The sequence below is a fragment of the Gordonia alkaliphila genome, from assembly GCF_023017165.1.
Taxonomy (GTDB): domain Bacteria; phylum Actinomycetota; class Actinomycetes; order Mycobacteriales; family Mycobacteriaceae; genus Gordonia; species Gordonia alkaliphila.
On sequence record NZ_JALKBW010000001.1, the window covers coordinates 3,348,631 to 3,362,225 of the forward strand.

At 71.0% G+C, this 13,595-nt stretch carries 14 protein-coding genes and 1 pseudogene; 6 read left to right on the plus strand and 9 right to left on the minus strand.

The window, feature by feature from the left end:
* Positions 1-7 precede the first annotated feature (7 nt).
* A complete protein-coding gene (locus MUG78_RS15315) occupies positions 8-304 on the plus strand; it encodes a DUF503 domain-containing protein (RefSeq protein WP_246996262.1) in 297 nt (98 codons plus the stop codon).
* 91 nt (positions 305-395) lie between these two features.
* Here the strand turns inward: MUG78_RS15315 and MUG78_RS15320 are convergent, their stop codons facing one another.
* Positions 396-2,873, minus strand: coding sequence for a Tex family protein (locus MUG78_RS15320; RefSeq protein ID WP_246996263.1), 2,478 nt, complete (start codon positions 2,871-2,873; stop codon positions 396-398).
* On the opposite strand from MUG78_RS15320, the gene MUG78_RS15325 reads away from it, so the two are divergent.
* Positions 2,872-3,468: a hypothetical protein gene (locus MUG78_RS15325; RefSeq protein WP_246996264.1), complete on the plus strand. Its 597-nt coding sequence runs from the start codon at positions 2,872-2,874 to the stop codon at positions 3,466-3,468. The genes MUG78_RS15320 and MUG78_RS15325 overlap by 2 nt on opposite strands.
* Here MUG78_RS15325 and MUG78_RS15330 read toward each other — a convergent pair.
* From MUG78_RS15330 to MUG78_RS15350, 5 genes are all read right to left on the minus strand, one after another.
* Positions 3,383-4,735: an MFS transporter gene (locus tag MUG78_RS15330; protein ID WP_246996265.1), complete on the minus strand. Its 1,353-nt coding sequence runs from the start codon at positions 4,733-4,735 to the stop codon at positions 3,383-3,385. The genes MUG78_RS15325 and MUG78_RS15330 overlap by 86 nt on opposite strands.
* Before the next feature lie 166 nt (positions 4,736-4,901).
* A complete protein-coding gene (locus tag MUG78_RS15335; protein WP_246996266.1) occupies positions 4,902-5,894 on the minus strand; it encodes a glutathione S-transferase family protein in 993 nt (330 codons plus the stop codon).
* Positions 5,895-5,948: 54 nt separating this feature from the next.
* Entirely contained in the window at positions 5,949-6,611 is a 663-nt protein-coding gene (locus MUG78_RS15340; protein WP_246996267.1) for a hypothetical protein, read from the minus strand.
* Positions 6,612-6,668: 57 nt separating this feature from the next.
* Entirely contained in the window at positions 6,669-7,127 is a 459-nt protein-coding gene (locus MUG78_RS15345; protein WP_246997095.1) for a M15 family metallopeptidase, read from the minus strand.
* 132 nt (positions 7,128-7,259) lie between these two features.
* The gene (locus MUG78_RS15350; protein WP_246996268.1) at positions 7,260-8,843 is read right to left on the minus strand and encodes an ATP-dependent DNA ligase; all 1,584 of its coding nucleotides are present in this window, start codon (positions 8,841-8,843) and stop codon (positions 7,260-7,262) included.
* Between the two features lie 58 nt (positions 8,844-8,901).
* Here MUG78_RS15350 and MUG78_RS15355 point away from each other — a divergent pair.
* Both MUG78_RS15355 and MUG78_RS15360 read left to right on the plus strand, forming a co-directional pair.
* A pseudogene (locus MUG78_RS15355) lies at positions 8,902-9,692 on the plus strand (uracil-DNA glycosylase).
* Positions 9,689-10,051: a DUF488 domain-containing protein gene (locus tag MUG78_RS15360; protein WP_246996269.1), complete on the plus strand. Its 363-nt coding sequence runs from the start codon at positions 9,689-9,691 to the stop codon at positions 10,049-10,051. The pseudogene MUG78_RS15355 and the gene MUG78_RS15360 overlap by 4 nt, the downstream one beginning before the upstream one ends.
* Here the strand turns inward: MUG78_RS15360 and MUG78_RS15365 are convergent.
* A complete protein-coding gene (locus tag MUG78_RS15365; protein WP_246996270.1) occupies positions 10,011-10,523 on the minus strand; it encodes a hypothetical protein in 513 nt (170 codons plus the stop codon). The genes MUG78_RS15360 and MUG78_RS15365 overlap by 41 nt on opposite strands.
* Positions 10,524-10,577: 54 nt before the next feature.
* Here MUG78_RS15365 and MUG78_RS15370 point away from each other — a divergent pair, with 54 nt between their 5' ends.
* Positions 10,578-10,991, plus strand: coding sequence for an NUDIX hydrolase (locus tag MUG78_RS15370; RefSeq protein WP_246996271.1), 414 nt, complete (start codon positions 10,578-10,580; stop codon positions 10,989-10,991).
* On the opposite strand, the gene thiD is transcribed toward MUG78_RS15370, so the two are convergent.
* A complete protein-coding gene (gene thiD, locus MUG78_RS15375) occupies positions 10,988-11,806 on the minus strand; it encodes a bifunctional hydroxymethylpyrimidine kinase/phosphomethylpyrimidine kinase (protein ID WP_246996272.1) in 819 nt (272 codons plus the stop codon). The two genes, MUG78_RS15370 and thiD, sit on opposite strands and share 4 nt — an antisense overlap.
* A 36-nt stretch (positions 11,807-11,842) precedes the next feature.
* Here thiD and MUG78_RS15380 point away from each other — a divergent pair, with 36 nt between their 5' ends.
* Positions 11,843-12,526, plus strand: coding sequence for a DNA alkylation repair protein (locus tag MUG78_RS15380; RefSeq protein WP_246996273.1), 684 nt, complete (start codon positions 11,843-11,845; stop codon positions 12,524-12,526).
* On the opposite strand, the gene MUG78_RS15385 is transcribed toward MUG78_RS15380, so the two are convergent.
* The gene (locus tag MUG78_RS15385; RefSeq protein WP_246996274.1) at positions 12,495-13,562 is read right to left on the minus strand and encodes a PQQ-dependent sugar dehydrogenase; all 1,068 of its coding nucleotides are present in this window, start codon (positions 13,560-13,562) and stop codon (positions 12,495-12,497) included. The two genes, MUG78_RS15380 and MUG78_RS15385, sit on opposite strands and share 32 nt — an antisense overlap.
* Positions 13,563-13,595 lie beyond the last annotated feature (33 nt).

Sequence of the window (13,595 nt, forward strand, 5' to 3'; positions counted from 1 at the left end):
CACCCGTATGTGGATTGGAACTGTAGAACTCGATTTCCTGCTCGGCGATGTGCACTCGCTCAAAGAGAAGCGATCGGTGGTGCGCCCGATCGTCGCCGAGATCGCCCGCAAGTACGACGTCTCGGTCGCCGAGGTGGAGCACCGCGACCTGCACCGCCGCGCCGGCCTCGGGGCCGCTGCGGTGAGCGCCGATCGCGCCCACGTGGTCGATGTGCTCGACGCCGTCGAACGCCTCGCCGCGTCGCGCCCCGAGGTACAGCTGTTGTCGGCGCGCCGCCGCTACATCGCCAGCGAGGACCTGTAACCGGCGGTCAGTGATCGGCGGCTGCGGCGACGCAGAACTGGTTGCCGTCCGGATCGGCGAGCGTCGCCCAGTAGCCGAAACGGGGCCGCTGTCAGCGACCGAAGCCGGCGTCCCGCAATGCCTGTGCCATGGAGCCCGAGGCGGCGCTGTCCGAGCGTCCCCCGCCGCCCTGGCGATTCCCACCCTGGCGGCCACCACCCCGCGTGTTGCCACCCTGGCGGTTGCCCGACTGGGGCTTACCGCCCCGTGGGCTGTTGCCCGGCCGATCGCCGCCGGGCCGACCGCCGCCGCGCTTGGCGCGGTCGCCCGGTTCGTCGTTCAGACGCAGGGTCAGGCCGATGCGCTGGCGGTCGGTGTCCACCTCGACGACCTTCACCTTCACCACCTGGCCCGAGCGGACCACCTCGTGCGGGTCGGAGACGAACTTGTCGCTCATCGCCGAGACATGCACGAGGCCGTCCTGGTGGACGCCGACGTCGACGAAGGCACCGAACGCGGCGACGTTGGTGACGACGCCTTCGAGCACCATGCCGGGCTTGAGGTCGGCGACCTTCTCCACGCCCCGCGCGAAGGTGGCGGTGGCGAACGCCGGACGCGGGTCGCGGCCCGGCTTCTCCAGTTCGCTCAGGATGTCGGTCACGGTGGGCACGCCGAAGCGTTCGTCCGCGAACTCCGCGGGCTGCAGGGTGCGCAGCGTCCGGGTGTCGCCGATCAGTTCGCCGAGGGCGAGGCCGGTGCGGTCCAGGATGCGGCGCACCACCGGATACGACTCCGGGTGGACGCCGGAGGCGTCGAGCGGATCGTCGCCGCCGGTGATCCGCAGGAAGCCCGCGCACTGCTCGAACGCCTTGGGGCCCAGGCGCGGCACGTCGAGCAGCGCCTTGCGGCTGGCGAAGGCGCCGACGCCGTCGCGGTGGTTCACGATGGCCTGCGCCAAGGTCGGGGTCACGCCGGACACGCGCGACAGCAGCGGCACCGACGCGGTGTTGAGGTCCACGCCGACGGCGTTCACCGCGTCCTCGACCACCGCGTCCAGGCTCTTGGCCAACGTCCCGGGGGTCACGTCGTGCTGGTACTGCCCCACGCCGATCGACTTCGGGTCGATCTTCACCAGTTCGGCGAGCGGATCCTGCAGGCGGCGGGCGATGGACACCGCGCCGCGCAGGGAGACGTCCATGTCGGGCAACTCGGCGGAGGCGTACTCGGAGGCCGAGTACACCGACGCGCCCGCTTCGGAGACGACGGCCTTCGCCGGAGCGGCCCGACCCGCCTTACGCAGGTCGGCGATCAGCTCGGTGGCGAGCGCATCGGTCTCGCGCGAGGCGGTGCCGTTACCGATCGCGACGAGCTCCACGTCGTACTCGGCGATCAGCGCGGCGAGGCCGGCCTTGGCCTGATCCCACTTGTTGGCGGGCTGATGCGGGTAGATCACCGCGGTGTCCAGCGGCTTGCCGGTGCCGTCGACCACGGCGACCTTCACGCCGGTGCGGAAGCCGGGATCCAGGCCCAGCGTCGCGCGGGTGCCGGCCGGGGCGGCCAGCAACAGGTCCTTCAGGTTGGTGGCGAAGACCGTGACCGCCTGCTCCTCGGCACGGCTGCGGACACCCAGGCGGGCGTCGATGGTGGCCGAGATCAGCAGCTTGGTGCGCCACGCCCAGCGGGCGGTGGTGGCCAGCCAGTCGGTGGCCGCGCCCGGTGCGCTGCGGTCGATGCCCAGCGTGGCCGCCACCAGGGTGATGTAGTCCTCGTCCTCGCCGCCGTCGAAGGTCAGGCTGAGCGCACCCTCCTTCTCGCCGCGGAGCACGGCGAGCACCCGGTGGCTGGGCATGGTCTCCAGCGACTCGCTGAAGTCGAAGTAGTCGCGGAACTTCTGCGCGGCGGGGGTGGCGGCGATCTGCTCGGACTTCGGCTCGGTCGCCAGGCGGCCCTGGGCCCAGAACTTCTCGCGGACGGCGCCGACCAGTTCGGCGTCCTCCCCGGCCCGCTCGATCAGGATGTGGCGTGCGCCGTCGAGCGCGGCGGCGGCGTCGGCCACATCCTCGCCGAGGTAGGCCGCAGCGGCCTCGTCCGGGACGAGCGTGGGATCGGCCAACAGCGCGTCGGCGAGCGGTTCCAGACCGGCCTCCCGCGCGATCTGCGCCTTGGTGCGCCGCTTCTTCTTGTACGGCAGGTAGATGTCTTCGATCCGGGCCTTGGTGTCGGCGGTCATCAGGGCCGCGCGCAACTGGTCGGTGAGCTTGCCCTGCTCCTCGATCGACGCCAGGACTGCGAGCCGACGCTCGTCGAGTTCCCGCAGGTAGGTCAGTCGCTCCTCGAGACGACGCAGCTGTGCGTCGTCCAGGCTGCCGGTGACTTCCTTGCGGTAGCGGGCGATGAACGGAACGGTGGAGCCCTCGTCGAGCAGTTTCACCGCCGCGGCCACCTGGCCTTCGGCGACGCCGAGTTCGTCGGCGAGACGGGCGTTGACCGACTTGATCGGCGCGGGATTCGACGGGCTGGCGGGGTTCACAACGGTTCCGGACACTCGCGCAAGGCTACCGGTGCCGGTCCCGTCGGTACAGTGAGCCATGCCCGATTCCCGGACGGTGGCCGACCGTTTCGCACGCAGCCTGGCCGTCACCGGCCGCGGGCTGCGCGCCCTGCTGTTGACCATCGCGGCGCTCGCCGCGAGCCTGGGCCTGCTGGCCATGACCGTGGGCGCCCTGTCGTGGCAGCACGCCGATCAGTGGCGGGTACCGGTCGGCATCCTCATCGTGGTGCTGCTGTGCCTGCCCGCCGTGCTGCTGCCGGTACTCGTGCACCGCCGACTCGCCCCGCTGACCCGCTCCATCGAGCGGCCGGACCACCTGACCGCGCAGGCCCGCGACTACGTCGCCGACGTGCGGGCCGGCACGGAACTGGCCGACATCGCCGCCCTCGCGAGCGGGCCCACGTCGATCTGGCGGCCGCGCGGCCTGTGGCAGGCCGCCCGGTTGGTCGGCTCGTTCACCGGCCGGATCACACCGGACTCCACCCGGCACCCGCTGCTGGCCGCCTTCATGCCCGTCTATCTGCGGACGCTGTGGCTCGTGGTGATCGTCACCGCGTGGGCACTGGTTGTCGCGACGGCGGTGTTGGCAGGATCACTCGTGGCGGTGCTGCTGGGCTGGACTCCGACGAGCTGACGCCCACGGGATCGGGGTCTGCCGGATCGGGATCTGCGGGAGCGGGATCTGCGGGTTCGACGTCGACCACTTCGGTCTCCTCGTCGATCTCCGGTACCCGCGCGGTAGCGACCGAACGGCGGCGCACCAGCAGGACCACCAGGCCGATCACGAACAGCTGCAGGAGGCCGCCGCCGATCAGGGAGGCGCGGGGGCCGAAGATCTCGGCGAGCCAGCCGAGCAGGGGCGCACCGATCGGTGTGCCGCCCATCAGCACCGTCATATAGAGCGCCATCACCCGGCCACGGACCTGCGGATCGACGCTGGTCTGGATGTACATGTTGGTGGCGGTCAGGGTCAGCAGGACCACGAGTCCGGTGATCGGCAGGCTGATCGCGTACCAGAGGTAGTTGGGAGCCAGGCCCGAGGCGGTGATGATGACGCCGACGACGGTCGCCGCTCCCACCACGAAACGCAGGCTGGGCACCTTGCCGCGGCGCGCGGCGATCAGCGCGCCGAGAAGGGAACCGATGCCCATGATCGAGCCGAGCAGCCCGTAGGCTTCCGCGCCCAGGTGGAACTCGCCGCGCACCATCAGCGCGTTGGTCATCTGGAAGTTCATGCCGAAGGTGCCGACGGCGAATGCCACCCCGAGCGCGATGAGCAGGTCGGCGCGCTGCGCCACATACGAGAAGCCTTCGCGCAGTTGACCTTTCGCACGGGCGACGGGCTCCGAGCGGGACAGTTCGCTCCGGTTCAGCATGCTGAGGGCCACCAGGAAGGCGAAGTAGCTGATGGCGTTGGTCAGAATCGCCCAGCCGACGCCGGCCGAGGCCATGATGAGGCCCGCGATGCCGGGTCCGATGAGCCGCGCGGCGTTGAACGACGAACTGTTGAGGCCGATCGCGTTCGTCAGGTGCTCGCGGCCGGCCACCTCGGAGACGAAGGCTTGCCGGGCGGGGGCGTCGAGCGCCGCACCGATACCGAAGATCAAGGCGAAGAGATAGACGTGCCAGGTCTGCGCGACGCCGGCGACGGTGAGGGCGCCGAGCCCGAGGGCCGAGATCGCCATCCACGATTGGGTGAGGATGAGCAGCTTCCGCTTGTCGACGCGGTCGGCGAGGAGTCCACCCCACGGCGACAGCAGCAGCGCGGGCAGGAACTGCAGGGCGGTGGTGACACCGACGGCCATCGCCGATCCGCCGGAGAGCTGCAGCACCAGCCAGTCCTGCGCGACGCGCTGGATCCAGGTGCCGATGTTCGACACGAAGGCGCCGGTGACGTACATCCGGAAGTTGGGTACCGCTAAGGCGGCGAACGTCTGACTCGAACCGACCTTCTTACGCCTGAACCCCACTCCGCGGACCTCTTTCTATTCCACGGAGTTCCAACCATCGGGGCGGGAGGACTATTCCCTCACCAGGGGATTTCGTCCCTCGTGAGGGCGCTGGGGCCTAGAGCGGGGCGGGGGCGTCGCCGTCGCCGAACGGGCGTCCGCCGAGCGCCTCGCGACCGTGCGGGGTGGTCCAGTTCGACAGGTCCGGCCCCTTGGGCACGATGCCGAGCGGGTTCAGGTCGCGGTGCACCTCGTAGTAGTGCCGCTTGATGTGATCGAAGTTCGTCGAATCCCCGAAGCCGGGCGTCTGGTACAGGTCACGGGCGTACGCCCACAGCACCGGCATCTCCGACAGCTTCTGCCGGTTGCACTTGAAGTGGCCGTGGTACACCGGATCGAAGCGGGCCAGCGTCGTGAACAGTCGGATGTCGGCCTCGGTGATGGTGTCGCCGACCAGGTAGCGCTGATCGGCGAGCCGCTCCGAGAGCCAGTCCAGGCGGCTGAACAGCTGGTCGTAGGCCGCGTCGTACGCGCTCTGCGAACCGGAGAATCCGCACCGGTAGACGCCGTTGTTCACGTCCCGATAGACCAGTGCGTTCACCTCGTCGATCTCCGCGCGCAGATCCTCCGGGTACAGCACCGGCGCGCCGGGCCGGTGGAAGTCGACCCATTCGGTCTCGAAGTCGATGGTGATCTGCGGGAAGTCGTTGGTGACCACCGCGCCGCTGCGTTCGTCGACGATGGCCGGGACGGTGATCCCCTTCTCGTAGCCGGGGATGCGCGTGAAGTAGGCGTCCTGCAGCCGGGGGATGCCGAGCACCGGGTCCACGCCCCCGGGATCGAGGTCGAAGGTCCACGATCGCTGGTCGTGGGTGGGGCCGCACACGCCCATCGAGATGGCCCGTTCCAGGCCCAGCAGGCGGCGCACGATGATCGTGCGGTTGGCCCACGGGCAGGCGTAGGAGACCACCAGGCGATAGCGACCGGGTTCCACCGGGTAGCCGTCGGCGCCGTCGCGGGTGATGCGGGTCTCGATGTAGCGGGTGTCCCGCTCGTACGGCTGATCAGCCTGCACGTAGAAGCCGTCTTCTGGGGACTCGTCGGTGGCCATGGCTCCAGCCAACCAGGAATCCGCGACCGCGGCCAGGGTCCGGCGGAAACGCCGTCACTCCAGGGCGCGGATCCCGTGCGGTTCGTCGTCGACGAGGGCCGCGAAGGCCTCCGTCTCGGCGATCTCGGCGACGTCGGCGACGGCGTCCGCCTCTTCCTCGGTGGTCCCCTCGAGGGCGCGCGCGAGTTCGGCGGCGACGTCGATGTACCGGGCCTTGCGCACTTCCGGCTTGTCGATCTCTTCGGCCACGGTCTTCGCGATCACCCGGCGGATCTCGGCGTCGACCTGCGCCAGGTTGCGGATGAGCTCACCGCGCATGTTCCGCGAGTTCACGTCCACCACCACATCGCGCGGCGCCGGCGGATCCACCTCGATGCGCAGTTCCAGCGGCTTGGCGCAGCGCACCGTCAGTGGGAGCGTGATCAGGCCTTCGACGTCGTAGTGGATGCGGTCGACCTTCAGGTCGATCAGCAGTCCGATGGCCAGCGGCAGCTTCACGGTGAAAGTGATCAGCTCGCCCACCACGCGGGTGATCTGCGGGTCGGCGATGTGCACGTCGGCAACCACCTTGACCACACCGCCGGGTCCGGCCGGCAGGGGTCCCACCTGGAACTCTTCGCCCGCGATCGCGCTGAACGCGGCGCCGATACGCGACTCGGTGACCGCTACTTCGAAGAAGTTGCGGCCGAACTCTTCGTACGACAGATACTCGGGCACCGCTCCATTGTGACGCAGAACCCTGCGGGGCAGCCAGCCGACTCCCCGCCCGCGGGGTCAGCGACGCGGCCGTACGGAGGCGTCCGGCACCCGCGGAGGGCACGGCGTCATGGGGAGCGTCGCGAGTTCGAAATGCCACCATTCGTTGTCGAACGAGCGACACAATCCGTACCGAAAGCCGTTGCGCTGCAGCCACGTCGCACCCGCGCGGGGTGCGACGTCGATCGCCTGTCCAGTCACATGGGTCGACTCGTTCGGCGGCAGCACCCACCGGCGGGCGGCCGACGCGCTGCCGTACGTGCGCAGTCCGTCGCGCCACAGCGCGGCCTGCTCGGCGCGGCTGCGCTTGCCCGAGTTGATCCACAGCGGCACCCCTGCCGCGTGGGCTTCGCGCGCGGCCAGGGTGTAGGCGATCGCCAACTGGGGCGTCAGTCCCTCGGTGTCCGGCGCCAGCAGGCTGGGCGGCGCCGCGTGCGCCGTCGGCGTCAACGGCAGCAGGAGCGCGGCGGCCGTCATCGCGACGACGGCACCGGCGGCGCGGAGGGTGCGAACGACGGCCAAGGCTTCTCCGTGGGCAGGGGGCTTCTTCTGGCCCATTCTGCCAGGGCCGAGCGCCCGCCACCCGCTGACGTGGGGTCCAGGGGGCGGCTATCCCTGCGGCGGGAGCCGCTGCAGCAGATCGTCGACGGTGTCGGCGTGGGCGGCGGGCTTGGCGTCGGCACCGGTGCGATAGCGCTTGACCCGCGCGAACCGCAGCGCGAGGCCGCCGGGATAGCGGCTCGACCGCTGCACGCCGTCGATCGCCACCTCGACCACCGTCTCCGGGGCCAGCGTGAGGACGTATCCGTCGTCGCCGGTGGCGATGGTCGGAAAGAATTCGGTCTGCCAGCGCAGCAGGTCGTCGGTCAGCCCCTTGAACGTCTTGCCGACCATCACGAAACCGCCGGCATCGCCGAACCGTCCGTCTGGGTCGCGGGCGCCCAGGTGCAGGTTCGACAGCCGGCCGGTGCGTCGTCCCGAGCCGCGTTCGACGGCCAACACCACCAGGTCGAAGGTGTACACCGGCTTCACCTTGATCCAGTCCGCGCCGCGGCGGCCGGCCGCGTACGGGGCGCCCAGCGCCTTGACCACGACGCCCTCGTGGCCGGCGGCCAGCGCCGCGTCGAACGTGTCCCGCGCGGCCCGGGCTCGCTCGGCGGGGCCGTCAACCGCACCGCCGCCCGGAATCAGGGCACCGGGGATCAGGGCCGGGCCGACGATCGCCTGCAGCAACTCGTGCCGGTCGGACAGCGGTGCGTCGACGAGGCTTCGGTCCTGCGCGTACAGCACGTCGAAGAAGCTGACCGACAGCGGCCGGTCGCCGGTGTCCCGGCCGCCGAACCGGCTCATCGTGTCCTGAAAGGGCCGGGCTCGGCCGTCGGCGTCGAGGGTGAGCGTCTCGCCGTCGAGCACCAGGTCCCCGCCCGGGAAGCCGCCGACCAGCTCGACGACCTCGGGGACGCGATCGGTCACCTCGGCCAGGCTCCGCGTGTAGGCGCGCACCACCCCGTCGACCCGGTGCACCTGCAGCCGCGCGCCGTCGAGTTTGTACTCGACCGACACCGGACCGAGCGCTGCCACCGCCTCCTCGACGCTCGGCGCCGACGCCGCCAGCATCGGCTGCACCGGCACGCCCGGAGTCAACGTGATCCGGGCCAGGTCCTCCCCCGCCAGCGCGGCGCGTGCGGTCGCACCGAGGTCCCCGGACAGCATGGCGGCGCGCCGGACCACGGCGACCGGCACCGCCGCCGCCTGCCCGATCGCATCGGTCAGGACCCCGGCCAGCGCACCGGTACGCATCTCGCCGGTCAGCACGCGCACCAGAAAGTCCTGCTCGGTCGCGGTCGCCCGGCCGAGCAGGTCGGTGAGCGCGGCGGTGCGCCGCGCAGCGCTGCCGGCGCCCCGGGCGGTCGCCAGCACGGTGAAGGCCTCGTCGACGTCCGCGACGCTCAACGACGCGGCGGCGGCCGGGGCCGGGCGCTCGCTCGCGACCGTCCGCCACCCGACGCCGAGGCGGCCCTGCACCGGGCTGCCCAGCAGCAGCCCGACCACAACGGGCGCCTGCGCCGGCGGCACCTGCGCGAGCACCGCCGCCAGCGCGGCGATCTTGGCCGTGCGCGAACGCGTCGCGGCGGCATCCGCGGCGGCCGACACCAGCGCGGAGAGCGCGGGCGATGCCTGCGGTCCGGACATGCCCCGAGCGTAGACCGAGGCCGCCCCGCTGCCGTCGGTTCGCCGCTACCGTGAAGTCATGGCTCCTTCCGGCACCACCGCACCGCGGCGCGCCCGGGCGGTCCGCGACCTCGGCGAGCTCGACGCGCTGATCACCACGTGCCGCGCGTGTCCGCGACTGGTGGCGTGGCGCGAGGAGGTGGCTCGCGAGAAGCGGGCCGCGTTCGCCGACCAGATCTATTGGGGCAGAGCGGTTCCCGGCTTCGGGCCGGCGGATGCCCGCCTCCTGATCCTCGGGTTGGCTCCGGCCGCGCACGGCGCCAACCGCACCGGCCGCATGTTCACCGGCGACCGCAGCGGCGACTTCCTGTACGCCGCCATGTTCGCGACGGGACTGGCCAGTACGCCCGACGCGGTATCCGCCGACGACGGTCTGGAGCTGATCGGCGCACGCATCACGTCACCGGTGCACTGCGCGCCGCCGCAGAACAAGCCGACCCCCGTCGAGCGGCGCACCTGCTCGCCGTATCTGGCCCGCGAGCTGGAGTTGCTGGCGCCGACCCTGCGCACGGTCGTGGTGCTGGGCGCGTTCGGTTGGCAGGCGCTGTTGTCGGCGCTGATCGACACCGGCTGGGAGGTGCCGCGGCCGCGACCGAAGTTCGGGCACGGCGTCGAGGTTCCGGTGCAGCACCCGGACGGCCGCCGCCTGATCCTGCTCGGCTGCTTCCACGTCAGTCGCACAACACGTTCACTGGGCGTCTCACGCCGCAGATGCTCCAGGACGTGCTCGCGCGCGCCGACGCACTGGCGGGCGCCGCGGGACTGCAGGACCAGGACGATCGACAACCGGAGGAAGGGCCGCAGCGATGACGGAGAAGACCGTGCGGGTGCGCCGCATCTACGAGGATCCGGACCCGGACGACGGCGCGCGGGTGCTGGTGGACCGACTGTGGCCGCGCGGCATCAGCAAGGACCGCGCCCACCTGACCTTGTGGTGCAGGGAAGTGGCGCCGTCGACTGGGCTGCGAAAGTGGTACTCCCACGACCCCGCCAAGTTCGACGAGTTCGCGCAGCGGTACCGCGACGAGCTCGCCGACGACGACGAGCAGAAGCAGGCGCTGGCCCGGCTGCGTGAGTTCGCTGCAGCGGGGAACCTCACGCTGCTGACGGCCACCAAGGAGCCGCAGATCAGTGAGGCGCAGGTGCTTCTTCAGCTCCTCGACGGCTGACCCCGTCGCCGCGGCTGCGCGTCCACCGGACTCCTGCCTCGCGGATCACCACCGCGGCCACGAGCATCAGCAGCACCAGCCACGGCTTCACCGTCACCGAGCCCCGCGCCGGATCGGCCCAGTAAGAGCCCAGAAGCAACACACCGGCGCCGACCGCGGTCGCGGCCGGTGCGGCCGCGCTCCAGAGACCGCGTGGCGGCAACACACTCTCGGCCACCGCCGCGCATGCCGCGACCACCAGCCCGACCACCGCGGCGGTGGCCACGATGTTCCACTGGGTGAATCCGGAGCCGATGCTGTGGACGGGCGTGTAGGCGGTCCAGCCGAGGTCGGTTTCCACGTAGTCGGCGTAGCGGCGCGGCATTCCGTCGCCCGGGAGCGCTCCGATGTGCAGCACGGTCGCCACTACGAACAGCCACCACCCGAGGTCACCGATCCACCGCATCCAACTGACCATCCCCCGACTGCGCACGACGCGACTCTATCGGGCACGCCCACCGCGACTGCGCCCCGCTACGGTGGACGGATGCGCATCGTCCTCGCCGCCAGTGTCGTCCTCGTCGACGAGGACGGACGTGTGCTGCTGGTCAAGCGCGGCCACGACCCGCAGCGCGGCCGCTGGTCGGTGCCCGGCGGTCACGTGGAGCCTGGCGAGACGTTCGAGGAAGCCGCGGTGCGCGAGGTTCGCGAAGAGACCGGCCTGGAGGTGACCGTCGGCGAAGAACTGTGGACCGCGACGGTGCCGTTCGGCGACGACGAACTCTTCGAGGTGCACGACTTCGCGGGCACCGTCACCGGCGGCGTCCTGCGTTCGGGCGACGACGCCGAGGAGGTCCGGTGGGTGGCCCCCGCCGACTTGGCGGACCTGCCCCTGACCACCGGGCTGCTCGGCTATCTGCGCGGCGCGGGCGTGATCGCCGCGAACAGCGAGTACCGCTAGTCGTTCAGGCTCAGCTGTTCCACGTAGCCGCCCTGCCAGACGGCGTCGAACGGCGCGTTCCCGCTGACCCGCGCTGCGATGCCGGCGGTGACGAACTCCTTGGCGAAGGCCACGGCGTCGGCCACGGCGGCCCCCTTGGCCAGTTCCGCGGTGATCGCGGCGGCCAGGGTGCAGCCCGCGCCGGAGACCCGCTCCTGCCCGATCTTCGGCGCGCGGAACACCGTCACCGTCTCGCCGTCGAACAGCACGTCGATGGCGTCGTCGCCGGGCAGGTCGACGCCGCCCTTGGCGATCACGTACTCCGGGCCGAGCGCGTGGATGCGGCGCGCCGCCTCGATCAGGTCCTCTTCGGTCTGGATCTGCTCGATGCCGGAGAGGATCTGCGCCTCGAAGCGGTTCGGCGTCACGACGGTGGCCTGCGGCAGCACCTTCTCGCGCAGCGCGGTGTCGGTGTCGAGAGCGGCGCCGGGCTCCTGCCCCTTGCAGATCAGCACCGGGTCGAGCACCACGTGCCGCCAGCGGCGGCTGTTCAGCGAGTCGGCGACCACGTCGATCGTCGCCGGGGTGCCGAGCATGCCGATCTTCACCACGTCGAGGTCATACACCCCGTTGGCGGCCTCGAACTGGTCGGCGATCACGCCAGGCTCCACGGGCACGAAGCGGTGACCCCAGCCGTTCTTCGGGTCGAACGACACGATGCACGTGATGGTACCGACGCCGAAGACGCCCAGCTCCTGGAAGGTTTTCAGGTCGGCCTGCAGACCGGCGCCGCCGGTGGCCTCGGAACCTGCGATGACATATGCGAGATCAACCACGGCTACGAGGGTACGCGGCGCACTATCCTCGGCCGCATGACCGCACCCGTACTCGACGACGTCCTAGCCGAACTCGCGGAGTTGCGCGACCCCACGTTCCTCGCCGTCAACACCCGTCACGGCGACGATCACGCGGTGCACCTCACGGCGCTGCGCGCGGTCGCCAAGAAGTTCAAGGCGCAACCCGATCTCGCGACAGCCCTGTGGGCCACCGACGACAGCGCCGCGCGCCTCCTGGCGATCCTCGTGTGCCGACCCAAGCAGTTCCGCCGCGACGAGTTGGACACCATGATCCGGCAGACGCGCACCCCCAAGGTGCACGACTGGCTGGTGGGCTACGTGGTGAAGAAGAGCCCGCATGCCGAAGAACTGCGGGTCGCGTGGCTGGCCGACGCCGATCCGGTGGTCGCCAGTGCGGGCTGCGCGCTCACCGCCGACCGGGTGGTGCGGGCGGCCAAGGCCGACGACCTCGCGAGCCTCGACCTCGACGGTCTCCTGGACGTAATCGAGGCGGAGATGGCCGACGCGCCCGAGCGCCTGCAGTGGGCGATGAACACGTGCCTGGCCCACATCGGCATCGAGGACCCCGGCCGGCGACCGCGCGCGCTGGCGATCGGCGAACGCCTCGGCGTGCTGCGCGACTACCCCACCGCGCCGAACTGCACCTCGCCCTATGCGCCGACGTGGATCACCGAGATGGTTCGACGTCGCCAGAGCTGAGCTGGACGCGCAGAATCCGGTCGTCGTTGGCGCCCGGCCGGCCGCGCCCGTCGGTGTTGTTGGTGAGCACCCACAGCGAACCGTCGGGCGCCACCACCGCATCGCGGAGTCGACCGGCGCCCTGGAGGGTGTCGGTGGTGCCCCACGGCGCACTCGCGGCGACGGTGCGCAGGCGTTGCCCGCGCAGGTTGGCGATCACGATCCGCCCGTCGTGGAAGGCGATACCGCTGGGGCTCGCCTGCTGCGGCGACCATTGCTGCACGGGATCGACGAAGCCTTCGCGCCCGGCGATGCCCTCCACCACCGGCCACCCGTAGTTGGCGCCCTCGGTGATCACGTTGAGCTCGTCCCAGGTGTCCTGCCCGAACTCGGCGGCGAACATCGTGCCGTCCGGCGCCCACGCCAGTCCCTGCGAGTTCCGGTGGCCCATCGAGTACACCCGCGCCTGCACCTGGTCCGGGGCACCGTCGGGGTCGGCGATCTGCAAGATCTTGCCGGCCAGCGAATTCGGGTCTTGGGCCCGGTCCGGCTGCCCCGCATCGCCGGTGGTGGCGTACAGCCGGCCGTCGGGGCCGAAAGCGAGGCGGCCGCCGTTGTGATGGGCCGAGACCGGAATGCCGTCGACGATCACCTGCCCGTCGCGGAGCGACAGTGCGCCGGGCTCGCCGTCGATGGCGAAGCGTTCGATGCGGTTGTCGGATGCGGTGGAGTAGTACGCGTACAGGTAGTCGTCGCGGACCGCGAGGCCCATCAAGCCGCCCTCACCACCGGCACGTACCCCGTCGACGCGGGCCACTTCGCGGGACTCGCCGTCGGCGTCGAGCTCTACGATCCGTGCCGAATCGCGTTCACTGACCAGCGGCGTGTCGCCATAGAAGGCGATCGACCAGGGCGCGTCGAGTCCCGTCGCCACCTCTGACGCACCCGCCTCGACGGTCGTGGCGCTGGGGAGGGCCACGTCCTCGGCCGAGCATCCCACGACCAACCCCAACGTCACCAGCGATGCCGCCCAACGCGCTGCTCTGCGTGCATACATGGATCGATTCTGCGCGAATGGTTGCGCGCACGC

Coding starts and splice junctions, on each gene's coding strand:
- MUG78_RS15315 (WP_246996262.1), top strand. CDS start 8: ATGTGGATTGGAACTGTAGAACTCGATTTCCTGCTCGGCGATGTGCAC.
- MUG78_RS15325 (WP_246996264.1), top strand. CDS start 2,872: ATGCCCGATTCCCGGACGGTGGCCGACCGTTTCGCACGCAGCCTGGCC.
- MUG78_RS15335 (WP_246996266.1), bottom strand. CDS start 5,894: ATGGCCACCGACGAGTCCCCAGAAGACGGCTTCTACGTGCAGGCTGAT.
- MUG78_RS15330 (WP_246996265.1), bottom strand. CDS start 4,735: ATGTACGTCACCGGCGCCTTCGTGTCGAACATCGGCACCTGGATCCAG.
- MUG78_RS15385 (WP_246996274.1), bottom strand. CDS start 13,562: ATGTATGCACGCAGAGCAGCGCGTTGGGCGGCATCGCTGGTGACGTTG.
- MUG78_RS15360 (WP_246996269.1), top strand. CDS start 9,689: ATGACGGAGAAGACCGTGCGGGTGCGCCGCATCTACGAGGATCCGGAC.
- MUG78_RS15320 (WP_246996263.1), bottom strand. CDS start 2,873: ATGGCTCACTGTACCGACGGGACCGGCACCGGTAGCCTTGCGCGAGTG.
- MUG78_RS15350 (WP_246996268.1), bottom strand. CDS start 8,843: ATGTCCGGACCGCAGGCATCGCCCGCGCTCTCCGCGCTGGTGTCGGCC.
- MUG78_RS15345 (WP_246997095.1), bottom strand. CDS start 7,127: ATGACGGCCGCCGCGCTCCTGCTGCCGTTGACGCCGACGGCGCACGCG.
- MUG78_RS15380 (WP_246996273.1), top strand. CDS start 11,843: ATGACCGCACCCGTACTCGACGACGTCCTAGCCGAACTCGCGGAGTTG.
- MUG78_RS15370 (WP_246996271.1), top strand. CDS start 10,578: ATGCGCATCGTCCTCGCCGCCAGTGTCGTCCTCGTCGACGAGGACGGA.